This window comes from Streptomyces sp. NPDC058637, assembly GCF_042717325.1.
GTDB lineage: Bacteria > Actinomycetota > Actinomycetes > Streptomycetales > Streptomycetaceae > Streptomyces.
This window is the reverse complement of record NZ_JBHXRD010000004.1, coordinates 55,764-78,647: the sequence shown is the minus strand read 5'-3', so window position 1 is coordinate 78,647 and position 22,884 is coordinate 55,764. Positions and strand designations below refer to the sequence as shown.

The following is a 22,884-nucleotide window of genomic DNA, read 5'->3' as shown; positions in this document are numbered from 1 at the left end:
CTCTGTCGGACGGCTTCCTGGGCCACGCTCCCAAACCTCTCCACCCAAGTAAAGTGATCAACTGGGGCGACGCCCTCCGCACGGTCCGCCGCCGGCCGGACGGGACCATTCCCCTGATGGTTCACGGGTGATTCACCGCTGTTCATCCGCGCTGCACAGGATCTGCCACGGGCATGGCGTTCATCTCGCGTCTGCCCTTCCTCGCGGCGATCAGGAAGGACGGCTGCTGATGCGGCCAGCAGAACGGCTCCTACGGCCGGGTGGCAGATCCGGCACACAACGGTTCGCGGTGGCCGCACTCACCGCGCTGCTCCTCGTGGGCGGCAACCTGACGGCGGCGTACGCCGACACCGGTACCCGGGAGCGGCAGGGGCCGGGACAGGGCGGAGCCGAAGCGGCCACGAGTCTGCCCGTCCTCACCCCCGGCGAGGGCGCGTACCTGGAAGGTACGGAGATCGTCGCGGCCACGCCGACGCTGGCCGGTGACCCGGTGACGGGGCTGGCCGTCGACGGGAAGGCGATCGACGCCGAACCGACCCTCGGGGTGTCCCGGTTCACCTTCGACATCGGGTCGAACTCGACCGAGGCCCGCTACCGCAACCACGTGCTGGTGAACGGCGGCCACCGGGCCGACATCGGCGACCTCGTCAACGAGCGGGGCACGATCGAGATCCCGAACGGGCAACTGGTCAAGGGCGAGAACACGATCGAGATCGTCGTCGGCACCGTCGCGAGTTCGTGCGGCACCAACCACGACGACTTCGTGCTGTCCGACCTCAGGCTGGAACTGCTCGGCGAGGTCGCGGACGGCGAGGAGAACGAGTACACGTACGCCTTCGGTGACGGGAACTGCGGTTCCAACGCCTCGCTGCTGACCCGGGCGGAGCTCAGCTTCTTCGTCCAGGGCGACCCGCGGGCCACGACCGGTCTCCGGGCCGCTCTGGACACCACGGAGCTCACGAACGGAACGCACGCGCTCACGGCGCGGACCACCTCGGGCAAGACCGTCAGGAACACCGTGCGGGTGAACAACGCCCCGGCGGGCGCCCCCCGGCTGCTGCCCAAGGACGGCACGCTGACGAACGGGCCGCAGTCGGTGTTCGCGAACCTCCCGGCCGGCACCGAGGGCGGCGTGAAGTCGCTGACCGTGGACGGTGACGTGCCCGCCACGGACCCCCACCTCGGCAACGGTGCGGCGACCTTCTCCTTCGACGTCGGGGCGGACGCGGTCGACGACCGGAACGACAACCACCTGCTAGTCAACGGCAAGCGCGTCGACCTGGGCGGTACCTGGGTGAACCAGCGGGTCGGACTGGCGATTCCGGCACGGCACCTGGTGCCCGGTGACAACACCGTCGAGGTCGTCACCGGCGCGTACAAGGAGAGCTGCGGCAACAACCGCGACGACTTCGACATCGCGCGGCTCGCCCTCTCCTTCGACGGCGGCACCGTCACGGGCCGGGACATCGCCGACTCGTACGCCCTCGGCGACGGCACCTGCGGCGACAGCGGCACCCGCCTGCGCCAGGTGGAGCTGCACTTCACCGTCGACGCCCCGGCCGTGCCCGTCTCCGACACCCTCGGCTCCGGGAACGCGACCCTCGGATTCACCGTGGGCACCAACTCGATCGAGGCCCGCTACGGCAACCACGTCCTCGTGAACGGCCAGAAGCTGCCGTTGGAGAGCGACTTCGTCAGCAGGCGCGTCGACCTGCCCCTCCCGAACGAGTGGCTCGTCCCCGGCTGGAACACGATCGACTTCGTCAGCGGCACCTTCCCGACGTCGTGCGGCGACAACCACGACGACTTCGCCGTGTCGGCCCTCACCCTCACCCCGGCGGACGGCACCGCCACCGGCCGGATGCTCAAGGGCTCGTACAGCTTCGGTGACGGCAACTGCGGCGACAACGTCAACCCGCTGACCGAGGTCGACCTCCAGTTCTTCGTCGAGGGTGCGGCGCAGGGCCTGCGCGCGGACCTGGACACCACGAAGATCGAGGACGGCGAGCACACCCTGGCCTCGGAGTCGGGGACCGGCAGGACCGCGACCCGCGTCCTGGTCACCGACAACTCCGCGCCCCGCGTCGTCACGAGCACCCCCGCCGCCGGGCGGAGGATCACCGCGGCGGTCGTCCTCGACGTCCGGCTCGACGACCTGTCCGGTGTGGTGAGCGGCCCCGAGGTGAAGCTCGACGGCGAACCGGTCGAGCTCGGTGCCGCCGTGGGCCCCGGCCTGTCCGCCGGTGAGCACACCCTGTCGGTGTCCGGCACGGACGGCCTCGGCAACAGCGGTACCCGTGAGGTGAGGTTCACCTCCGCCGGTATCCCCGACGCCCCTGCGGACCTCGCGCCGAAGTCCGGCACGACCGACGCGGGACGCGAGGTCACCCTCTCGGCGAAGGTAGCCGAGCCCGACGGCGGCACGGTGAGCACCACGTTCTCCGAGGCGGAGATCCTCACCCCGGGACAGGTGTTCCAGGGCACGGCCCCGTCCGTCCCCACGACGCTGCACGTGAAGGGCGAGAAGAAGGTGAAGCCCGTCGGCCTCGAACCCGCCGACGGCAGGACGCTCGACGCACCGGCCGCCGAGGCCGTCACCTTCCAGCGGTTCGACGTCCAGGTGAAGGGCCACGTCGACTCCCCGGTGCTGCGCTGGGAGGGCGTCATCGACCCCGAGCGGCTCGCCGCGCTCCGCGTGTGGAACACCCGGACCGAGCAGTGGGACGTCCTGACCGGCGCCCGCGGCGCCGCCGAGGGCAACACCGTCCTGACATCCGTCGTCGACCGGACGTACGTGGACCGGCAGCGGGTCCACGCCATGGTGACCGGGGAGGACCCGTTCGCCGACGACATCGAGGCCGGTGACCCGAACAGTTTCGCCGACCCCGGCTCGTACGACTTCTCGATCGTCCACCACACCGACACGCAGTACCTCTCCGAGGGTGCGGTGGAGCAGGAGACGGCCGGGGAACGCGCCGTCTGGGAGAAGGCGTACGGCGACGTCACGCGCTGGGTAGCGGCCAACAAGGACGAGCGGGAGATCGCGTACGTCGCCCACACCGGCGACATCACCGAGAACAACATCCGCAAGCCCGCCGACGAGGCCACCCGCCGCCAGGTCGTCGGCGAGATGGAGGTGTCCTCGAGGCAGCAGAAGATCCTGGACGACGCGGGCGTCCCGAACGGGGTGATCGCGGGCAACCACGACAACCAGTCGGGTGCCGAGAACGGGCCGGACGCGCTCTACAACCGGTACTACGGGCCGGAGCGCTACCGGGCCCTCTCCGAAGGCTGGGAGAACGCCTCGTACGGCGGTCCGTGGCGCGAGGGCGACAACCAGAACCACTTCGACCTGTTCTCCGCGGGCGGCCTCGACTTCGTCGTCGTCGGCCTGTCCTACGGGGTGACGCGTGAGGAGTCCGACTGGGCCGACTCGGTGTTCGAGCGCTACCCCGAGCGCAACGGCATCCTGCTCTCGCACGACTACCTCTCGCCGAGCGACAGCCCCGACGGACGCGGCGCCTCGTTCTCCGCGCCCGACGGCTCGATGCTGTACAAGAAGGTCGTCCAGGGCAACCCGAACGTGTTCCTGATCCTCGCCGGTCATGAGCACGGGGTCGGCACCAACGTGAAGCCGCGGGTCGGTGAGGTCTCGCACGGCGTCGTCGAACTCCTCGCGGACTACCAGTTCTACACGGTGTCCGCGGACCGGCTCGGGCTCACGGAGATCGGCGGCTACCGGCCGGACGAGCAACTGCGGTTCGGTGCGAGCTTCTTCCGGATGCTCCAGTTCGACGTCGACCGGTCCGAGGTGACCGTGGACACCTACTCCCCGCTGCTCGACGAGTTCGGCGCCACGGAGTACGACGCGGACCACCGCTACGACGGTACGGAGGACAACATGGTCCTCCCGGTCGACCTGAACACCCGCAGGACGGCGTTCAGGACCGATTCGCTCGCGCTCTACAACCCCGTGAGCGTCATCGGACGGGACAGGGCCGGTTCCGGAGAGGTCGCCTCGGTGACCTGGAAGGACCTCAGGCCCGGCACGGCGCACGCGTGGTTCGTCACGGCGCGCTCCGCGCACGGCGGTGTGACCGCGTCCGAGCCGAGCGTGTTCGTGACCAGGGACGCGCGCGGGCGGCCCGGCCCGTGGGGGCCGGGCGTGCCGGACTACCGGTGGTTCACGCCGCCGGCCGCCGGACGGTGACCGGCTGACCCGGCTCCGCGAGAAGCGCGCCGGAAGCACCGGACACGGAGAACGCGCAGGCCGCCCCGGACCCCCGTATCAGGGTCCGGGGCGGTCCGCGTCAGGGGCCCGAGGGGCCGTCCAGCCGGTCGAGGGCGGCTGCGGTCAGGGCGGTGATCGCGGGCGGGAGCGCGGTCCGGATGTCCGGGGCGAAGTGGGGCGAATGGTTCGGGGGAAGGCCGGTCGCGGCCCCGGCCCACTGCGCGGGGCCCATGACCCCGATCATCCAGTAGACGAGTGGGACGCCTGACTCGGCGTGGATGTCCAGGCCCGCGTCGCCGAAGAGCGGGAAGTCCTCCGCCGCCATCGACGGGGGCCACCGGCCCACCCGTTCGGGCCCGTACGAGGTGGTGTGGGCGGCGCGTACCGCCCGGGTCGCGTCGGGGTCGCACCACAGGGCGGGCGAACGGGAGGACACCGTCACCTCCGGGTCGCGGGGGCAGGCGGAGGCGGTGCACTCGGCCCGTACGATCCGCTCCAGGGCGGCGAGGGCACGGTCCAGGGTCTCCTCGTCCGTCGCACGGAGGCCGATGCCCAGCTCGGCCGTGTCCGGCACCACGTTGACCGCGGTGCCGGCGTGCAGGGTGCCCACGGTGAGCGTGAGCCGGTCACCGGGTGCGGTCTCGCGGGCGACGACGGTCTGGAGCCGGGTGACGACCGCCGCGGCGGTCACCACGGGGTCGACGGTCAGGTGCGGGGTGGCGGCGTGACCGCCCCGGCCGTGCAGGACGACGGTCAGGGCGGCGCTCGCGGCGGCCACCGGCCCGTGCCCGGTGCCGTGCGCCACCATCCCGGAAGGGAGCGGGGCCGCGTGCTGGGCGAGGACCACGTCCGGTCTGCCGAACCGCTCGTAGAGGCCGTCCGCCAGCATGGCCCGTGCTCCCGTCAGGGTCTCCTCGGCGGGCTGGCCGACGACCACGACGGTGCCCTGCCACCGGTCGGCGGCGCGGGACAGAAGGTCCACCGCGCCGGCCGCGGCCGCGAGGTGGAGATCGTGGCCGCAGGCGTGCATGGCGCCGTTGGTGCTCGCGTAGGCGAGGCCGGTGCGCTCGTCCATCGGCAGCGCGTCGAGTTCCGCGCGCAGGTACACGCGGGGGCCCTCGCCGTTGCTGAGGACGCCGACGACGCCGTGGCCGCCCACCTCGCGGGTCACGTCGCAGCCGGCGGCGGCGAGCCGTTCGGCGAACAGGGCGGCGGTACGGCTCTCCAGGCCGGACGTCTCCGGGTGGCGGTGCACGTCCAGGTAGAGGGTGAGGGCGGGGCGCAGGACCTCGCCCGCCCTGGTCAGGACGGGGTGGGGCGGGCGGATGGCGGGCGTCATGGGGTCTCCTGCGGCGGGGGGCCGGGGGCACTGTCGGGGCGCTGGCGTCGCGTGCCAGCGATGTGCGTGCGCGAGGCGTGCCGAACGGTCAGTGGCGGCCGGTGGAATGGGTGGCGTACACCCCAGCAGGCCGTCGGACCGGCGGCCCCGACGGAGGAGACCGCATGAACAAGGACCTGAGCACCCTCGCCGACGAGATCCTCGAGCTCGAGGCCGAGACCTTCGAGATCTCCGACTACTCGGACGCCAGCGAGGTCGTGCTGGCCGGTTCCACCAGCACCAGCTCGACCTCGACGTGCAGCTCCACCACCAGCACCACCTCCTGCTCCGCCTGATTCGGCGTCAGCAGCGGTCCGTTCGCGCCCGGTACCCGTCTCCTGACGGGTACCGGGCGTTCGCGGTCCCTCAGGGGAACGGATGCGGGACCCGGCGGATCTCGGCGTCGGTCAGGTCCGTGGTGCGGTGGCCGCCGCGCCGCAGGGCGGTGCGCAGCCGTGGCAGCAGCAGGGCCCGCTGCCGGTTCCAGCCGAAGTCGATCGGCAGGAGTCCCGGCACCAGGGTGCTGACCGTGCGCAGCCCCATGCGTTCCTGTTCGGGGGTGGTCTGGTCGACGACGATCACGTCGTGGCCGGCCCCGGTCAGTTCGTCGCGGACCACGTGGACGTCGTCGAGCAGGTCTCCGGTGCGCGGGCGGCCGTTGTCCTCCCAGTCGCGGTAGACGTCGTCGAAGGGGCGGACGGCCACCGGTTCCAGGTAGCCGCGGGCGTGTTCGGCCATCCGCGGCAGGCCGTAGAGCTGGGCGTGGTCCTTCAGGTGCCTGACCCGGTCGAAGTCGTCGGCCATCGCTTCGAGTTCGTCCCGGCGTTCGGTGGTCTGGCGGGACAGGTGCGGGATGTAGGTGAGCACTTCGGACAGTGCGCCCTCGACGGCGGCGAGCGGGTCGAGCGAGGCCGCCGCGGCGAAGGAGAGGATGCCGGGGCCGCCGTCCCGGCGGACGGCCACGGCGGTGACCACGGGCACGGCCAGGTCGATGCGGTTGTCGAGGACGTGGACGTCGTAGCCCTGGAGTGCGGCCCGTTCCGCCATGGCCGCGGCCGTACGGCCGCCCACGGTGTCCAGGTCGATCCTGGTGAGGCGGGCCGCGCCGTACCAGGCGTTGAGGAAGGCGTCGCGCTCGACGAGTTCGAGGAGTCCGCCCAGCACCGCCTCCTCCAGGCTGCCGCCGATGGCGCAGCCGTTGGAGCACTCGAAGACGAAGTTGTCCGCGGCCAGTCCGGCGCTGTAGTAGACGAGTCGGGAGGGGACGAGTACGGGGCGTTCGTCGCGCAGCGACCAGCCCCACTCCCAGGGGATGGGCCGGTCGGGGTCGAAGGGGTCGACCAGCGGGTCGTCGCGGTAGGTGCGGGGGTCGTAGAAGCCGCAGGTGGCGGGGTCGACCGCGTCCGCCCTCAGCTCGTTCCAGGAGCCGGTGACCGGCGTGGTCCGGCCGCGCCGGTGGGTTCCCGCGTAGCGTTCGAGGCCTTCGAGGAAGGCCAGGGTGCGGCTGGTGGAGAAGGCGTTCTCCTGGCCGCTCCAGGTGACGTCGTTGAGCCCGGCGTAGCCGCGTACGAAGACACTGCCCGCGACCGGGGCGGTCGTCGGGGAGGTGACGTCGATCCAGGTGCCGCCGCCGAGTGCCCCGCACACCGGGTTGGCCAGCGCCTCCTGCGGTATGGGGTACGAGGAGGCGGGGCGCAGCCGATAGGTGCCGGGGTGCGGTTTGGGCCGGGGGGTGAGGGCCCGCGGGGTCGCTTCGCCGGTGCCGGGGCGCGGCCCGCAGTCGGGGCAGAGCGGGTCGGCCAGGAGCGGGAACGTCCGTACGCGCAGGGTCTTCAGGTCGAGGCGTGACACCTGGGGCAGGGCCCGGTCCGCGGGTCCGGCGGCGGGCGGTACGGCGTCGGGGGTGCCCAGGACCGCCGTGTACAGCGCGGCGACGGCGTCGTACGTGTGGTCGGTGAGCAGCGGCCACTCCCCCACGGGCCGGGGGCCGTCGGGGCCGCCGGTCTCCAGGGCGTCGCGTTCGCTGCGGCTGCGCAGCCGCTGCCAGCGCATCGCGAGGCAGCGTCCGCATGCGGGCGCGGTGCCGTCGCCGCCCCAGGGGCCGACGAGTACGGCGGAGGCGGTGAGGTGGACACGTGCCCCGGACCGGTCGGCGGCCCAGGGGTCGGGGGCGCCCAGGTCGCCGAGGGTGGCGGCGGCGTCGGTGGCACCGACCGGGACGACCTGGGGGGTGCCGGGGCCCAGCCGGTCGTCGAGAGCGGAGTGGAGCACGGTCCGCGCCCGGTCCATCGGGTGCGGCAGCGGTGGGGACGGCTGTGGCCGCGTGGCGGTGGTCACGAGGCCTTCGTCCAACGGAAGGTCCGGATCGCGACGACGCCGAAGACCAGGGCGAAGACGGCGAGGCCCGCGCAGCCGATCGCGATGTCGGAGAAGTCGCCGCGGCCGGTCAGGGCGTTGGACACGGCGTCGTTGAGGTAGCGCAGCGGCATGATCAGGGAGACCTTCTGCAGCCAGGAGGGCATGGCGTCCATCGGGAAGAAGGATCCGGACAGGAAGGCCATGGGCAGCATCAGGAAGTTCGCGACGGCCGCGACGGACTCGGGGGTGTTGGCGAAGGAGCCGATGATCACGCCGAGCAGCAGGAACGTCGTGATGCCGAGGGTCATCACCGGGATCAGCAGGGGCCAGCCGGAGGCGGGCTCCAGGCCGAACAGCGGCAGCATCGCCACGCCGACGAACAGCAGCGACTGGACGAGGCCGACGACGAGGGCGAGGGCGTAGCGGGAGCCGATGACGGCGGACAGCGGGGCCGGGGACATCCGGATCAGCCGCAGGATGTCGTCGGTCCGCCACTGCATGAGGGTGAACGCGATGCCGAACACGGCGGCGTTCGCCACGCCCCAGGAGAGCACTCCGGCGGCGGTGTAGGAGATGTAGGACAGGCCGCTCTGCTCGACGTCCTGGCCGCGGAAGATCAGGCCGAAGACGACGAGGAAGAGGAGCGGGAAGGCGAAGGTGAAGAAGAGGGTCGTGCGGTCGCGGACCTGGGCGCGGTAGCCCGCCGCGGTCAGTGCGGTGTACGTGCTCATGCCTGCTGCTCCGTCGTCTCGGCGTTCCGGCCGGTGGTCCGCCGGGCGGTGAGCCGGGCGGTGAGGTCGAGGTAGACGTCCTCCAGGCCGGCGGTGCGGGTCTGTACGCCGTCCAGTCCGGTGAGGCGGTCGACGGCGGTGAGCACCCGTCCGGACGTCCGTGTCTCCAGGACCAGGGAGCCGCCCTGGACGGTGACGCGGTCGACGCCGGGGATCGCCGCCGCCTGCTGTTCGTCGAGCCTGCCCAGCGGCAGCATCAGCCGGCTGGGGGCCTCGGAGGCGTCGACGAGGTTGTGCGGGGAGTCCGTCACGGCGATCGCGCCGTCCACGAGGATGGTGATGCGGTCGCACAGTGCTTCCGCCTCGTCGAGGTGGTGCGTGGTGTAGACGATGGTGCGGCCCTCGGCCTTGAGTCCGCGCAGCACCTCCCACAGGGCGCGGCGGGCCTGCGGGTCGAGGGCGGCGGTCGGCTCGTCCAGGAAGATCAGTTCAGGGCCGTGGACGAGTGCGGAGGCGATGGCCAGGCGCTGGCGCTGGCCGCCGGAGAGGCTCTCCACCTGTATGTCGCGGTGTTCGGTAAGCCCCACGGAGTCCAGGGTGGTGTCGACGGCGGCCCGGGAGGCCCCGTAGAGGGCGGCGACCGTGCGCAGGTGTTCGTGCGCGGTCTGCCGTACGAAGAACGCCGAGGACTGTGTCTGCACGCCGAGGCGGGGCAGCAGCGCGGTGTTGCGCGGCCAGGGGGACTCGCCGAAGAGGGCGACCGTTCCCGAGTCGGCCCGGCGCAGCCCCTCCATGATCTCCACCAGGGTGGACTTGCCCGCGCCGTTGGGGCCGAGGAGGCCGAAGAACTCCCCGCGGCGGATCTTCAGGGACACGTCGTCGACGGCCTGCCGGTCTCCGTACCGCTTGGAGACCCCCACCACTTCGACGGCCGGGGACGGGGTGGTGCCTTCGGGGGGTGTGGCTCGCATGGCCTCTACCTCACTCATGTGGTGCGTGGGTCCTTCGGGTCGGTCGGCGGGGCGCGGTCGGGTCATCGGAGCAGCAGCAGGGCCGCCGTGCAGGTGCCGGCCGCGGCGAGGAGGATCAGGGCCGCCGAGCCGATCCCGTACGCCGTGTAGAGGCGGCGGGCCCGCCGGGGGTACGCGGCGGTGGCGTCCGCCCCGCCCTTGCCCCGGCGCAGCGTCAGGTAGGCGCGGGTCTCGGGGGCGAGGTGGGCGACGCCCAGGGCGTGGCCGAGCATCCGGTAACCGTCCAGCGGGGGGAGGGGGACGAGGTTGCTGAGGCCCTGGACGCTGCCGAGCAGCAGCAGACCGGCCAGCGGGGGACGGGTGGGGTCGTCCTGCGGGAGGAGCAGCCACCAGAGGGTGAAGGGCAGCAGGAGCAGCAGGTTGACGTAGGCGCCCGCGCCGGCGATCACCTGTTTGGCGCGCCGGCCGGGCAGGAAGAGGTAGTTGTCGACCGTGCAGTAGAGCATCGCGGCCGGGAGCCGCCAGCGCAGTCCGATCTCGGCGACATGGCCGCCGTAGTGCTGGGCGGCGACGCCGTGGGCGAGCTCGTGGAGGGTGATGCTGAACCACAGCAGCAGGGCCACCGCGGCGAGGGCGAGCGGGTTTCGGATCAACTCGGCGGTGCCGTCGAGGAGTTCCCCGGCGTTCAGGCCGAGCACCACCAGCATGGCCAGCACGGCGGCCAGCAGCGGGAGTTGTACGGCGGGGTGGAGCAGGGGCCGCAGGATCCGGTGCAGCCGGGCGGTCGTCGCGTCGGCGTCGGCGACCATCCGCCGGGTGCCGTGCCAGAGGGTGCCGGTGCGGGGCGGGGCCGGTGGGGCGGGTGGGGGGTCGGGGGCGCCGGACAGCAGACCGCGCGCGCCGAGGAGGCCGAGCAGCCGGTTCCAGTTGTCCTCGGCGAGGCGGCGGCCGAAGCGGGTGGCGTACGCGGGGCCGATGTCGTCGAGGTTCCGTGTCCCGTCGAGCCGGGCGATGACGAAGTACTCCTTGACGCCCACCTCGAACGCGGCACCGCTGCCCGGGTGCTTGACCAGGTGCACGGTGCGGGGGCCGCGCAGCAGGGCAGGGCTCAGCAGCACCCCCTCGCGCAGCGCCGGCCGATAGGCACGGGCCGCCGCGTGGGCCCCGGCGTGTTCCGGCGCGGCGGGCGTGCCGGGGGCGGCGGTCATGCGTGCGCCCCGGCGCCGCCGGCGTCCTCTTCCCGGAGCACCTGGCCGAGGACGAAGGACAGATAGGCCTCGTCGCGGATCGTCACATGCAGCCGGTTGTTGGTCATGTGCATGTACGGGGAGAGCAGCCGCGGCAGGACCGCGGGCACATGGGTCAGCGTCTTCGGCGGGGCGGCCCGCGTCTGCTCGGGGCGCTCCTGTCCGGCGTCCTCGCGGGCGGGCCCGTCCCAGGCGGGGAAGGCGAGCTCGCCGCGGCCGGCCAGGTCCACCACGCGTGCGCGCAGCTCCAGGCAGTGGGCGGCCCAGCCCCGCAGGAACGCGGGCAGCCGCCGCAGCTCGCCCGCGGAGACGGCGGCGTGGATCTCGGCGAACCGGCGGCCCAGCGCGGGTGCCATCTCGGCGTAGTTGCGCTCGTACTCCTTCGAGCCGATGAACCCGGTCCCGGGGAAGGCGCGGTGCCAGAACTCGTAGTAGCCGTCGAGGTAGTCGGCGAGGCGGTCCTTCTCCGGCAGGAAGCAGCTCGCCATCACCATCATCAGCTGCGCGGAGGTGCCCAGCAGCACGGTGCGCAGGTGCAGGTTCATGGTGCGGAAGGCGTCCATGACCAGGTCGCTGGAGTGCCGGAAGTGCCATTCGGCGAGCTCGACCCCGGCGGGCCCGCCGTACTTGGCGTACTCGGGGGCGTAGGCCTCGTACGAGAAGGAGTTGTTCGGCCGCAGGTTCATCCGGCCGTCCTCGCCCATGTAGCGGCCCCGGTCCTCGCCGGGGAACTCGATGTCGAACAGGGCGTTGTAGAAGTCCTTGAGGAAGCCCGAGTCCACCTCGTACAGCGCGGGTCGGGTACGGAGGAACGTGCCGAGCGCCTCCTCGGCCCTGCGGCGCACCTCGGGTGCGGCGGCGGCGCTCGACGGGCGCAGCCGGAGCCGGACGTGCGGGCCCTCCAGCCAGTAGTTGATGAAGAAGTGCCCGGCCAGCAGGCCTTCCTCCGTGAGCCGGTCCACCAGCGGGCGGACGCAGTCGACCAGCATCGGCCGGGGGCTGGCGGCGTAGAAGACGTGCAGGGCGAGCCATTCCCCGTCCGCCGGGCCGGCGACCGGCCGGGCGGGGCGGGGCGACGTCAGTTCGGGCATGTCGGGCCGTCCTCGGTGCTGGAGCGGAAGGTGAAGGTCTCTACGGCCAGTTCGGCCACATGGCTGCCCCGCGCCGAGGCCAGGTGCAGCTCGTCCTCGGCGGGGAGCATCTCGCGCAGGACGACCCGGGTGCCGGGCTCGCGCTCCACGAGGGCGTCGAACGCCGTCAGGGAGAGGTGGCTGCCGAAGTCCACGTAGGCCGGTTTGGCGCCGAGGGCCGCGCGGCCGTCCCGGGTCAGGGTGGCGAAGACCTGGTCAGGCAGCCGGTGGGTGCGCCGCCAGCGCTGCCAGTCCAGGTACCACTCCTCCTCGCCCGTCCCGGGGCGGCGGACCGGGAGCGCCGACGTCTCCGCCGTCCAGCTGCGCCGGCTGATCACGAGATCGCCGTGGCGCACCCGGGGCCGGCGCGTCACCCCGTCCACGGGTTCGCCCTCGGGGACGCCGCCCCAGACGTTCGAGGGGGCCATGGTGCTCGGCGAGAGGAGCAGGAGGGTGCGGGGGATCTCGGGCAGTGCCACGGGCACGAGGTAGCCGAGATAGACGGGAACGACCTCGCGCTCCAGCCTTCGCGAACGCAGGACGAGACGGTCGTCCTCCTCGTCGTGCTCCAGGTACAGGTCGTCGAGGTGGATCCGGCCGTCCTCGGGGACGGTGGCCGTCTCGCCGGGGCAGACGATCTGGTGGTCCGTCAGACGGCCGTGCAGATTGAGGTTGCTGGTGACCGGCCCGCCGGTGAGCTCGGCGAACACCGCACCCCGGGGCTGCCGGGCGCGGAGCTCCGTGCGGAGCCGGCCGGTCAGTCCGGGACCGTCGGCGCCCTCCGTGCCGCCGTGGCCGTCGTACACATGGGTGAAGCGGCTGAAGGGGAACGCCACTCCCCCGTAGGAGCGGTTGAGGACGACCAGGGACTCCCCGCTGCCGCCAGGAGCGGGGCGGGCCAGCTGGAGGTGGTGGCTCTGCGGGGTGAAGTCAGCGGTGAGGGGTGCGAGTTCCTCGGCGACCGCGGTGAGCAGTTCCCCGGGCAGGCTGATCTCCCCGGATCCGTCCGCCTCCTCCCACAGCTCGCGCATGCCGGCGACGAACCGCCGACGGGCGTCGTCGAGCGTCCTGAGCGCGGGCTGGCCGAGCCAGTTCTCCTCCGGCACGTAGGTGCCGTCCTCGTCGAACGCGCGTCGCTTGGACGTGAAGGAGATGTACTGGTCGAAGAGGTCCTCGTGGAAGTCGTGGACGAGTCCGAGCAGGTCGTCGCACCGGCCGCCGCGCCCGTACCGGGCGACGAAGAAGCCCCGCAGGGTGATGCGCTGGGGCAGCGTCATGTCGAACATCGGCAGCACTCCCTCGACCGCCCGCAGGGCCCGCCCCGTCGCACCGGTCAGCACGCCCGGCCCGCAGACCAGGTCGTCCCCGGCGCTGACGTCCTCGTACAGCAGGGTCTGCGGGAGCGCGGGATCCTGTGCGCCCAGCTCCCGCTGGACGTCGAGGAGTTGTTCGCGCAGGGTGCGCAGCAGGGTCCGGCGTTCGTCGGTCCCGGCGGCCGGGTACGCCGCCAGGCAGGCGGCCGGGCCTTCCAGGCCACGGGCCACCCGGTCGGCCCAGGGGGCTCCCAGGGTGCGCAGGGCCTCCTGGAAGGAGCCCAGCGGGTCCGGGGTGTGCACGTCGGTGCGCAGGCAGGGCACCTGCACCATGCCGAGCTGCAGCAGGGCCGCGGCATAGCGTTCGCACTCGGTGCGTTCGGCGCCGTGCTCGGCGTGCAGCCAGTCGACGAGGTCACGGTGGCGGAGGTCCGTACGGCTGTCGAAGAGGCCGAGCAGCCGCTCCAGGGTGCCGCTGCCGCGGAGGTAGAAGAGCCGGTCGCGCACCGAGTCGAAGGTGACGGCGGCACTGTCGTCGCCCGCCGTCACCCACTGCCGGACGTAGCGGATGCGGTCCTCGTCGCGGCCCCAGCCGGGGGACAGCACGACGGGCAGGTCCTGGCGGAGTACGGGGTCCGCGAGGATCAGGTCGGCCAGCCGGCCGAGGGCGACGACGTTGAGCCGCACATGGCTCGTCCAGTCCTCGCCGGTGCTCAGGGCGGCCCGGGCGTCCGCCGGGTCGCCGTCGAAGGTGCCCAGGGCCACGGCCGTGAAGGTGCTGAATGGGCTGGTCTTGCAGGCCGTCCGGTAGAGGTAGGCGAGTGCGGAGCGTTCGATCTTCCGCATGCGTCTGCCCGGCTCGGCACCGGTGTCGCGCAGATAGGCGTCGAGCCGGCTGTCGAGCGTCGGCGAGGCCAGCAGCAGGCCGAGCCTGAGGCGTTCCCCGGCCAGGAGGGTGCGCAGTTCGCCGCGCGCCGTGCGCAGTTCGGCGGCGAGCAGTTCGGCACCCCGGTCGCGGAGTCCGGTCAGCCCGGCGCGGTCGCGCAGCCACGCCGCGGTGCGGGCACCGGCCTCCTCGTCGAGGCCCGCCACGAGGCGTACGGCGGCGTCGGCGTCGGCGGGCAGCCGGTTGTTGAACACCTGGCGGCGCAGCGCCAGCAGGGCGCGGCGGGCGTCCGGCCCGACGGCGTCGGCGGCCTTGAGCAGGTCGTGCAGCAGTTCGCTGAGGGCCGCGCCGCCCGCGCGCAGGCGCTCCTCCCCGTCCAGGACCTCGTCGGCCCAGCGGCGGGTACGGACGCAGCGCAGCCCGTGCACGCTCTCCACGGGCAGGCCGGCGGCCCGGAGCACGAAGCGGCGGCCGGGCTCCCACCGCACGGCGGGCGGAGGGCCGAGAGGAGCGTCGGGAGTGGGCGGGGTCGGTGTGTCGGACGTCGTGAGTGTCATCGGAAGTCTCCCCGGTCAGGCGATCTCGTGGCGGAAGTCGGCGGGCCGGGGGCGTTCGTGGCCGAGCGGCATGATCAGCAGGGGGGCCTCGTCACCGTCCCCCAGGCCTAGCTTCTCGACGAACGAGATGTTGTCGAAGCCGAGGGCCACCCCCGCGCCCAGCTCCAGGGCGGCGGCGGCCACGTAGAAGGTCTGCGCGACGGCGCCCGCGGTGCCGACGGCCAGCCGGTAGCCCCGGTCCCCCACCGCGTCCAGGACCGCTGTGGTGCGGACGGTCGGCACGAGGACGACGCCGGCCTGCTCCAGGTTGTAGTTGGCCAGGAAGTAGTTCTCCTGGAGGAACGCCCCCTGCGGGCCCGGCACGACGAGCCGCAGCTCCCCCGCGTCCGGGTCGTAGGCGTACGCGCCCGGCTCGATGCCCTCGACGTGGTTGACGAAGGCGTAGAGCGTGGCCAGCGGTACGGCGTCCGCCGGGTCGGCGTCGCCGCCCAGCGACGTCGCCGCGCAGGCCGCCAGGACCGCCGAGAGCTGTGCGGGGGTGACCGGGCGGGCCGCGTCGAAGCGGCCGAAGCTGCTGCGCCGCCCGCGCAGCGCCCGGCGTACCGGTATCTCCGGGAAGGCCGGTGCGGGCAGTGCGGCGCGCGTGCCCCCGGCGGGTGCGGGGAGGGCCGCGGCTGCGGCGAGGGCGCCGGGGGCCGGGCGGTCCGCCGCGCGTGCCACGGTCGCCGCGTGCATGGCGAGAACGGTCGGGAACTCCAGCACGGTGCGGGAACGCTCGACGTCCCGGTACCGGACGGCGGGCCGGTACGCGGGGCCGGGTTCCGGTGCGGCGGGCCGGTGCGCGGGGTCCGGTCCCGGTACGGCGGGCGGGGGCGTCCGGGACGCGGGACCGTCCCAGCGCAGCGGGACGACGGCGAAGACGCCCTCCTCCTCGCCCGCCACGCCGAGCAGCCCGTTCAGCCGGGGCTCGTCGAACCACAGCACCGGTGCCGTCCGCAGGCCACGCGCACCGGCCCAGATCCGCCAGGTCTGGACGACGGTTCCGAGGTCGGTGGAGACCACGTGGTAGGAGAAGCTGTTGTACTTGAACGCGTTCTGCCAGTACTTGACGCCCAGGACCAGGTACTGGTCGGTGGCCAGCGCCTCGGCCGGCGCGTCCGCTCCCAGCGCCTCCCGCACCTGGCCGGACACGTCACCGGCCAGCAGCCGCTGCACGGCGTGCCGGTGGACGTCGTAGTAGTGGATGCCCGGGGTCAGCGGTCCGGACGGGCCGGAGACCCAGTAGACGCTGACCGGATAGAGCCCGCCGCCGCCGGCGGTGCCCCGGGACCAGTTGGCGTGGGTGTAGAACGGCAGGCCGGACAGGTCGCTGTTGGCCTGGACGCCCAGCCGGCGGCCGGTCAGACCGTAGGAGTCCTTGAGCATCGCGGACAGCAGCGGCAGGGTGAATCCGGCCGCGCGTTCACCGGGATCCGCCTCGCCCCGGGCCGCCGGGAGCAGGCCGTGGGCCGCCGGGGCGTCGGCGAGGTCGTCGCCGTCGGGCAGGGGGTAGGTCTCGGCTCCGGGGTAGAACTTGCCCTTGCGGGGACCGTCGGCCCAGTCCGGGACGAAGTCGGCGGGCTCCATCGGGATCCGGCCGCGGTGCATGACGGCGTTCGCGTACTCGTGGGCGTACCCCATGGGGTCTCCCCTTTCGGATGGGCGGTCGGCAGGGACGTCCGTCACGGGAACGGGTGCGGGGCCGGGTTGAGCCCGTCGGCGGTCAGGTCGGTGTCGCGCAGTCCGGCCTCACGCGGCGCGGTGCGTGTGCGGGGCATGTGCCGGACGCGCTGCCGGGACCAGCCGAAGTCGATCGGGATCAGTCCGGGGACCAGCACCTTCACGGTGTGCAGGCCCAGGGCGCGCTGTTCGGGCAGGGTCTGGTCGACGACGACCACGTCGAACCCGGCGGCGGTGACGGCTCCCACCGCCCGCAGCAGGTCCTCCCGCAGGTCCGGGCTGACGGGTGCGCCGTCCGCGCCGGGCCACCGCAGGCCGGTGACGTCGACCGGGGGGCGCGGGTCCGGCTGCCGCAGCAGGAAGTCGGCGTGGTCGCCCATCTCGGGTACGCCGTAGACGAGCGGGTGGTCGTGGAGGCTGGTGACCTGGTCGAAGTCCTGGGCCAGGGCACGCAGCCGGGTCTCGTCGCGCCGGGTCCGGCCGACGAGGTTCACCGAGTCCGTGGCGATCTCGCAGAGGGCGGAGTCCAGGGCCGATTCCGGGTCGAGCCCGGCGCCCGCGCCGAAGCACATGCGGCCGACGCCTCCGTCGAAGCGTTCGGCGACGGCGGTGACGACGGGGACGGGGAAGCTGATCCGGGTGTCGAAGAAGCGGGCCCGGTAGCCGTACATGGCGAGCCGGTCCACCATGTGCCGGGTGCCGGGGCGGGTACTGGTCGCCGGGTCGATCTCGGTCAGCGGCACCTGCCCGTACCAGGCGAGCAGGAACGCGTCCCGTTCGATGACCTCCATCAGCCCGAAGTAGACGGCCTCCTCCGGGCTGCCGCCGGAGGCGCAGCCGTTGGAGCTCTCCTGCACGAACCGGTTCTCCAGGCCGGGTGCGTGGTAGTAGGCGAGGATCTCGGGGACGGGACGCGGGCGGGCGTCGCGCAGCGACCAGCCCCACACCCAGGGGATCTCCCGGTCGGGGGTGAAGGGCCGCACCCGGGGGTTGTCCCGGTAGAACTCCTCGGCGTACAGGCCGGTCTCACGGGGGTCGACGGCGTCCGGGCCCAGGTCGTCGAGGGAGGCCACGAGTCCGGTGGTCCGGCTCCGGGCGCGCATGCCCGCGTACCGCTCCAGGCCTTCCAGGACGCCGATGCGCAGACTCCTGCCGAAGCTGTCCGCGTGGCCGCCCCAGAAGGTCTCGCGCAGGTAGGCGCCGGAGCGGGTCGAGAAGCAGCCGACGGTGGCGGAGGTCGTGGTGGACGCGACGTCGCAGATGACGGACGGTCCGAGCGCGCCCCAGTGCGGGTTGGCGAAGGCGTCCACCGGCAGGCCGTGGTCCTCCAATCGGCGGACCCGGAAGGCACCCGGCCGGTACTTGGGCGCGGGCCGCAGGGTCAGGGCCGCGCCCTCGGCGGTGTCCGGTCCGGGCGCTCCGCAGGAGGGACACTCCGGATCGGGCACCAGCGGGTGACGGCGCACGTTCATGGTGTCCAGGTCCAGGAGGTGCACGTCGGGGTACGGAGCCCGGGCGGCCTGCGGGCGCTGGGCTTCCACGGCTCCTGCGGCACCCGTGGCCCCCTCGGCTTCCGCGGCTTCCGCGGCTTCCGCGGCTTCCTCGGCGAGGGCGGCCAGCAGTGCGGCCACGGCGGTGGCGGCGAACGGGGTGGCGTAGGGCCAGGGGGCCACCGACCGGGTGCCGGAGCCGAGTTCGAGCCCTTCGCGCAGGGACACGGAGCGGACCCCCTGCCACCGGCGCTCCAGGCAGGTCCCGCACCCCGTGTCCCGTCCGGCGGCGGGCCACGGCCCGACCAGCACCTGACGCCCGTACAGGTACACCGGTACGTGGTCCCCCGGTGCGGCGGGATCGGTGTACGCGTCCCGGACGCCGAGGGCGCCCACCGCGACGGCCGGGACGCGCGCCGTGCGGACCTCGTCCAGAGCCTCCCGCAGGGCCCCGGCGAAGCGGCGGGAGGACTCGGCCCGCGCGGCGGACCGCCGGGGCGGGTCCGCCTGTCCGGGCCGCCGGTCCATGGTCTCAGCGGGCATCTGCGGCCACCGTGAGCAGGACGCGGACGGTGTGGATCCCGGCGGTCGGCAGGTCCCCGGCGTGCGTCGGCACGACGAGCGCGTCCCGTCCGTCGGCGGCGAGACGTTCCAGGAGCCGGGTCCAGTCCGCGGGCTCCCCGGGCGCGTCACCGGCGTTCGCGGTGACGGGGATCAGCGCGGGGTCCAGGTCGCGCAGCAGCGGGTCGCCGGTGTCGGGTAGGCCGAGTCCCTCGGCGGCGAACTGTGCCTGGCCGAGCAGGTCGCGCAGGGCGTCGACGGCGGCGGCCCCGAGGTCCAGGGCCGCGCCCACCGCCCAGTACGCGGGCGTCGTCGCGTCCCCGGTGGTCCGGGCGAGGACGACGGACGCGCCGGAGTGCGTACGCTCGCCGAGGTCGAACAGGGCGGCGGTGATGCCGAGATGGCCCGCTGACCGCAGCAGGAAGGTCACCTCCGGGTCCTCACCGAAGGCCGAGGGCGGGATCACCGCCGTCTCCCCGACGCCTCTGACGGCCCGTCGGAGGGCGTCGTGGGCGAGTGCCGACAGCAGGCCCGCGGCGGCGGCCTCCGGCAGGTCCGCACCCGCGCCCGCACCGGCCCGCGTCCGCTCGAACCCCCGGTCACGGTTGTCCGGGCCGAACGGGCGCACGGCCCCGGCGGGAACCAGCACCTGTTCCTTCGTCACGAGCGAGGTGGCGAGGGCCCACGCGGTGCTCCCGGCACCGCCGGTGCCGGACGCCGTCGTCAGCGCGGAGGGCAGCCGGCGGGCCTGTGTGCTCCCCAGAGGTGCCGCGGGCACGACGTGTTCGGCGTAGACGACGGCGGCGGCGTTCAGCGCGCGCAGCCGGGCACCCGCGGTGTGGTGGACGTCGAAGGCCGTGACGGTCCGGGTGACTCCCGGCCCCAGGCCGAGCACCAGGGAGCCCACCTTCAGGGGCGTCTGGGTCAGCGGTTCGTCCGCGTACCGGGTGAAGACCCCGGCGTGCGGGCGGACGAGTGAGGAGCGGCGCTCCAGCTCGGCCAGGGGGCCCTCGGCGGCGTCGTCGTCGGGGGCGGTGGCGACCGTCGGGAGGAAAGCCGGGCGGGTCGGGGCCGATGTCAGATCGACGGGTTCCGGGCCGCCCCGGGGGGCGCTGCCGACGCAGTGGGGGCAGCGCGGGTGGGGCAGCAGCGGCTCCGCCGCGACGTCGAAGGACGCCATGTCCTGGATCAGCAGCTGCCCCCGGGTCTCGGCGGCCAGCGCACCGGTGACCAGGCGGAACACCTCGTAGCCGAGCAGGTTGCCGAGCATCGCGGTGAGCGGGCCCGCGGGCTGTTCGCCCGACGTCCCGGTGCCCAGGGCCAGACCGCTCCACAGGTCCGCGGCGGCCGCGTCCGACGCCAGGTCCCCGGCCCCGCCCAGCCGCAGGGCGGCGCAGGACCAGCAGCCCTCGGAGCCGGAGGTCATCACCGGCCCGATAACGGCCTTCCGGCCGAACGTCCAGGCGGGCAGCAGCGTCCGGCCGTCCGGCACCCCCTCGCGCAGCAGGCGCAGCACCGTCCCGGGGGCGCCGGGCCCGGAAGCGGCCACGACGATGTCGTATCCGTCGTAGGCCGCCCAGCCGGGCTGCGACGGTGCGGCGGCCGGGAGGAGCGTCATCTCGACGGGGCAGTCCTGCTCCGCGAGCTGTGCCGCCTCCTGGTGGATCGTCGCGAACTCCTCGGGCGTCACGCTTCCGGAGCCGTCCGCGAGGGCGGAGTCGTAGGCGACGGCCGCGCAGCCGTTGCGTATCAGGGACAGCACGCACCAGCGGGCGACCGGGCCGTCGCCGAGGACGGCGACCCGGGTGGCGCGGAAGCGCGCGAACCGGTCCTCGGCGCCGTCGGCGTAGTGGTCGACGTACGCGATCTGCTGGGCGAAGCGGGCGGCGACGGCGGGCACGGTCGCCGGCGAGCCCGTTTCGCCCGGTGCCGGGACCGGGCGGGCGAAACCACGCGCGTAGAGCGCTTTCACGAGTTCGCCCACCATGGCCTTCTGCCGTTCTCCGAAGCCCTGGCAGATCTCGTCGACGGATCTGGTGCCGTCCAGGTGCGGGACGAGGAGGGTGGCGAACCGGTAGGCGGACCTGGAGGTGAGCTGGAAGCCGCCGTCGGCGTTGTGGAAGATCACGCCGTCGGGTGTCTGGGTGAACAGGACGTCGCGGCGGACCCGGGGCCTGGTTCCTGCGGTCTCTGCGTACGGTGTCGTGGCCATGCGTGCGTCACACCTCTTGGTCTGTGGTCGGGCGGGGGCGGCCCGGGGGTCTGGGCCTGTACACGGGTCGGGGAGGCGGTGCGGTCGGTACGGGGCGGGCGCCGGTCGGCACCGGGCGGGTGCGGTACGGGCGACGGGCGGTTCGGTACGCGGCGGCGCGGCCCGTCAGCGCAGGGCGGCCGGGGGCCTGTCGACCGCCGGCCGGCTGTCCTCGCGGCGGGGCGGGCGGAGCACGGTGGGGCGGTGGGCGGACCGGGGCACGGCACGGCGGGCGTGCGCGCGCAGGAGTTCGTGCATGCGGAAGGCCCCGGGCAGGCCCTCCTCCAGCAGGCCGGCGTCCAGGAGCCGTTCCATCACCGCCTCCGCCGTCTCCTCCGACAGGCCGAGGACGTCGGCCGCCCGCCCGGTGGTCAGGGGGTCATGGGCCGACGCCCCCAGCCGGAGGTGGGCCTCGGCCAGCGGTGAGGGCAGCCGGTCCAGCGCCTCGTCCAGGATGAGCGGAACGGACATACGGGGGTCGTCGGCCAGCGTCAGCCGGGCCGGCAGATCGTGCCGCAGCCGGTCCACACAGTCGGCGATCCGCAGCCGGGGCCTGGTGATCAGCCGGGCGGCGGCGATCCGCAGGGCGAGCGGGAAGTGCCCGCACAGGGACGCGAGTCGCCGTGCGGCGGCGGGCTCGGCGCCGATCCGCGCGCCGCCCAGCACGGCGGTCAGCAGCGCGTGCGAGTCCTCGGGTTCCAGGGTGCCGAGCCGGAGGACGGCGCCTCCGTGGGTGGCGACGAGCGCGGCCAGACCCATCCGGCTGGTCACGATCGCGGCGCCGCCCGCGTTGGCGGTCAGCAGCGGACGTACCTGGTCCGGGTGGACGACGTCGTCGAGGACGAGGAGGCGGCCGCGCCCCTCACCCGCCCTCGCGGGCAGGGCACGGCGCAGTTCGTCGGCGGCCTCCCGCACCGGGAGGGCCCTCCCGTCGGGGCGGGTCGGCGACAGCAGCAGGCAGCCCTCCGGGTAGTGGTCGGCCACCAGGTGCGCCGCGTGCAGCGCGAGGGCGGTCTTGCCGACGCCGGGCGCCCCGGAGAGCACCACGACCGTCGGGCCGGGCGGCCGGTCACCCGTCAGGAGGCTCACCAGCGCCTCGACTTCGGCGTCCCGACCCGTGAAGCAGGGCACCGCCGGCAGCGGGGCGGCGAGGGGCACCGGCCCGGTGTCGGCAGCCGCGTCACGAGGCGTCGCGGCGGCGGGCGCCACGGGGACGGGCGGTGCGGGAGCGGGCTCCACGGGAACGGGCGCCGCGAGGCTCACCGGCGCGCGCCCGTTGTCGGGGGTTCCGAGATCGTCACCGCGCAGGATCGACAGCTCCAGCCGCTGGAGGTCCGCCCGGGGGTCGACGCCCAGCTCCTCCCGCAGGTGCCGCTTGACCCTGCGGTATTCGGCCAGGGCCTCGGTCTGCCGGCCCGTCCGGTACAGGGCCAGCATCAGCTGCTCGGAAAACCGCTCGTGGGCGGGGTATACGCGCGTAACCTCCCAAAGATCGACGAGAGTCTCGCGGCAGCGCCCGTGCTCCAGTTCGATGTCGCAGACCCGTTCCAGGACCCTCAGCCGTTCCTCCGCCAGCCGTGGCACCTCGTCGCGGTGCAGGAGGTCGGAAGGGACGTTGGCGAGCAGCGGACCCTGCCACAGCGCGAGGGCGGCCCGCAGCGTGTACAGCTCAGCCTCCTCCCCGGAAGCGGCCGCACGGTCGACGAGCTGACGGAAGTGCAGCAGGTCGAGCGTCTCGGCGTCGGCCCGCACGCGGTAGCCGCCGGCGACCGCCATGACGGCCTGGTCCTCGATGCCGTACTTGGCGAAGATCCGGCGCAGCCGCAGGACGCAGCTCTGCAGGGCCGCCTTCGCCGTCGCGGGCTGCTCCTCGCCCCACACCACACCGCGCAGACGGTCGGTGGACACCACCGAGCCGGGGCGGATCAGCAGAGCGGCCAGCAGCGCGGTCGGTTTGGAGGGCGGGAGCACGACGACGTCCCGCCCGTCGGTGATGCTCAGGGGACCGAGCAGTTGGAATCGCACCGTCGTCCGCCCTTCCTCCCTCTGGTCCGCCACAGC

The 22,884-nt window shown here is 73.7% G+C and carries 13 protein-coding genes; 2 read left to right on the top strand and 11 right to left on the bottom strand.

All coding sequences use genetic code 11. The features are described from left to right. Positions 1 to 289 precede the first annotated feature (289 nt). Positions 290 to 4,210 carry a metallophosphoesterase gene (locus ACFWVP_RS05360; RefSeq protein WP_384493774.1) on the top strand — a complete coding sequence of 1,307 codons (3,921 nt, stop codon included), beginning with the start codon at positions 290 to 292 and terminating at the stop codon, positions 4,208 to 4,210. A gap of 100 nt (positions 4,211 to 4,310) precedes the next feature. Here the strand turns inward: ACFWVP_RS05360 and ACFWVP_RS05355 are convergent, their stop codons facing one another. After that, positions 4,311 to 5,570 (bottom strand): amidohydrolase, encoded by a 1,260-nt coding sequence (locus ACFWVP_RS05355; RefSeq protein ID WP_384493773.1) that lies wholly within the window; start codon positions 5,568 to 5,570, stop codon positions 4,311 to 4,313. A 164-nt stretch (positions 5,571 to 5,734) separates the two neighbouring features. Here ACFWVP_RS05355 and ACFWVP_RS05350 point away from each other — a divergent pair, with 164 nt between their 5' ends. Beyond that, the gene (locus tag ACFWVP_RS05350) at positions 5,735 to 5,905 is read left to right on the top strand and encodes a thiazolylpeptide-type bacteriocin (RefSeq protein ID WP_030757923.1); all 171 of its coding nucleotides are present in this window, start codon (positions 5,735 to 5,737) and stop codon (positions 5,903 to 5,905) included. Between the two features lie 70 nt (positions 5,906 to 5,975). On the opposite strand, the gene ACFWVP_RS05345 is transcribed toward ACFWVP_RS05350, so the two are convergent. The 10 genes from ACFWVP_RS05345 to ACFWVP_RS05300 all read right to left on the bottom strand — a co-directional run bounded on the left by ACFWVP_RS05345 (position 5,976) and on the right by ACFWVP_RS05300 (position 22,848). Next, positions 5,976 to 7,898: a TOMM precursor leader peptide-binding protein gene (locus ACFWVP_RS05345; protein WP_384494001.1), complete on the bottom strand. Its 1,923-nt coding sequence runs from the start codon at positions 7,896 to 7,898 to the stop codon at positions 5,976 to 5,978. 44 nt (positions 7,899 to 7,942) lie between these two features. Next, positions 7,943 to 8,698 (bottom strand): ABC transporter permease, encoded by a 756-nt coding sequence (locus ACFWVP_RS05340; RefSeq protein WP_384493771.1) that lies wholly within the window; start codon positions 8,696 to 8,698, stop codon positions 7,943 to 7,945. After that, positions 8,695 to 9,687 (bottom strand): ABC transporter ATP-binding protein, encoded by a 993-nt coding sequence (locus tag ACFWVP_RS05335; RefSeq protein WP_384493769.1) that lies wholly within the window; start codon positions 9,685 to 9,687, stop codon positions 8,695 to 8,697. The genes ACFWVP_RS05340 and ACFWVP_RS05335 overlap by 4 nt, the downstream gene beginning before the upstream one ends. 44 nt (positions 9,688 to 9,731) lie before the next feature. Further along, a complete protein-coding gene (locus ACFWVP_RS05330) occupies positions 9,732 to 10,877 on the bottom strand; it encodes a peptidase M50 (RefSeq protein WP_384493767.1) in 1,146 nt (381 codons plus the stop codon). Then, positions 10,874 to 12,007: a lantibiotic dehydratase C-terminal domain-containing protein gene (locus tag ACFWVP_RS05325; protein WP_384493766.1), complete on the bottom strand. Its 1,134-nt coding sequence runs from the start codon at positions 12,005 to 12,007 to the stop codon at positions 10,874 to 10,876. The genes ACFWVP_RS05330 and ACFWVP_RS05325 overlap by 4 nt, the downstream gene beginning before the upstream one ends. Further along, positions 11,995 to 14,802, bottom strand: coding sequence for a lantibiotic dehydratase (locus tag ACFWVP_RS05320; RefSeq protein WP_384493764.1), 2,808 nt, complete (start codon positions 14,800 to 14,802; stop codon positions 11,995 to 11,997). Before ACFWVP_RS05320 ends, ACFWVP_RS05325 begins: the two co-directional genes overlap by 13 nt. A gap of 15 nt (positions 14,803 to 14,817) precedes the next feature. After that, positions 14,818 to 16,482 carry a nitroreductase family protein gene (locus tag ACFWVP_RS05315; protein WP_384493762.1) on the bottom strand — a complete coding sequence of 555 codons (1,665 nt, stop codon included), beginning with the start codon at positions 16,480 to 16,482 and terminating at the stop codon, positions 14,818 to 14,820. Positions 16,483 to 16,523: 41 nt separating this feature from the next. Next, the gene (locus ACFWVP_RS05310) at positions 16,524 to 18,554 is read right to left on the bottom strand and encodes a TOMM precursor leader peptide-binding protein (RefSeq protein WP_384493761.1); all 2,031 of its coding nucleotides are present in this window, start codon (positions 18,552 to 18,554) and stop codon (positions 16,524 to 16,526) included. Further along, positions 18,544 to 20,784, bottom strand: coding sequence for a TOMM precursor leader peptide-binding protein (locus ACFWVP_RS05305; RefSeq protein WP_384493759.1), 2,241 nt, complete (start codon positions 20,782 to 20,784; stop codon positions 18,544 to 18,546). The genes ACFWVP_RS05310 and ACFWVP_RS05305 overlap by 11 nt, the downstream gene beginning before the upstream one ends. Positions 20,785 to 20,949: 165 nt before the next feature. Further along, positions 20,950 to 22,848 (bottom strand): BTAD domain-containing putative transcriptional regulator, encoded by a 1,899-nt coding sequence (locus ACFWVP_RS05300; protein WP_384493757.1) that lies wholly within the window; start codon positions 22,846 to 22,848, stop codon positions 20,950 to 20,952. Positions 22,849 to 22,884: the final 36 nt, after the last annotated feature.

Coding starts and splice junctions, on each gene's coding strand:
- ACFWVP_RS05355 (WP_384493773.1), bottom strand. CDS start 5,570: ATGACGCCCGCCATCCGCCCGCCCCACCCCGTCCTGACCAGGGCGGGC.
- ACFWVP_RS05350 (WP_030757923.1), top strand. CDS start 5,735: ATGAACAAGGACCTGAGCACCCTCGCCGACGAGATCCTCGAGCTCGAG.
- ACFWVP_RS05345 (WP_384494001.1), bottom strand. CDS start 7,898: ATGGACCGGGCGCGGACCGTGCTCCACTCCGCTCTCGACGACCGGCTG.
- ACFWVP_RS05340 (WP_384493771.1), bottom strand. CDS start 8,698: ATGAGCACGTACACCGCACTGACCGCGGCGGGCTACCGCGCCCAGGTC.
- ACFWVP_RS05335 (WP_384493769.1), bottom strand. CDS start 9,687: ATGAGTGAGGTAGAGGCCATGCGAGCCACACCCCCCGAAGGCACCACC.
- ACFWVP_RS05330 (WP_384493767.1), bottom strand. CDS start 10,877: ATGACCGCCGCCCCCGGCACGCCCGCCGCGCCGGAACACGCCGGGGCC.
- ACFWVP_RS05325 (WP_384493766.1), bottom strand. CDS start 12,007: ATGCCCGAACTGACGTCGCCCCGCCCCGCCCGGCCGGTCGCCGGCCCG.
- ACFWVP_RS05320 (WP_384493764.1), bottom strand. CDS start 14,802: ATGACACTCACGACGTCCGACACACCGACCCCGCCCACTCCCGACGCT.
- ACFWVP_RS05315 (WP_384493762.1), bottom strand. CDS start 16,482: ATGGGGTACGCCCACGAGTACGCGAACGCCGTCATGCACCGCGGCCGG.
- ACFWVP_RS05310 (WP_384493761.1), bottom strand. CDS start 18,554: ATGCCCGCTGAGACCATGGACCGGCGGCCCGGACAGGCGGACCCGCCC.
- ACFWVP_RS05305 (WP_384493759.1), bottom strand. CDS start 20,784: ATGGCCACGACACCGTACGCAGAGACCGCAGGAACCAGGCCCCGGGTC.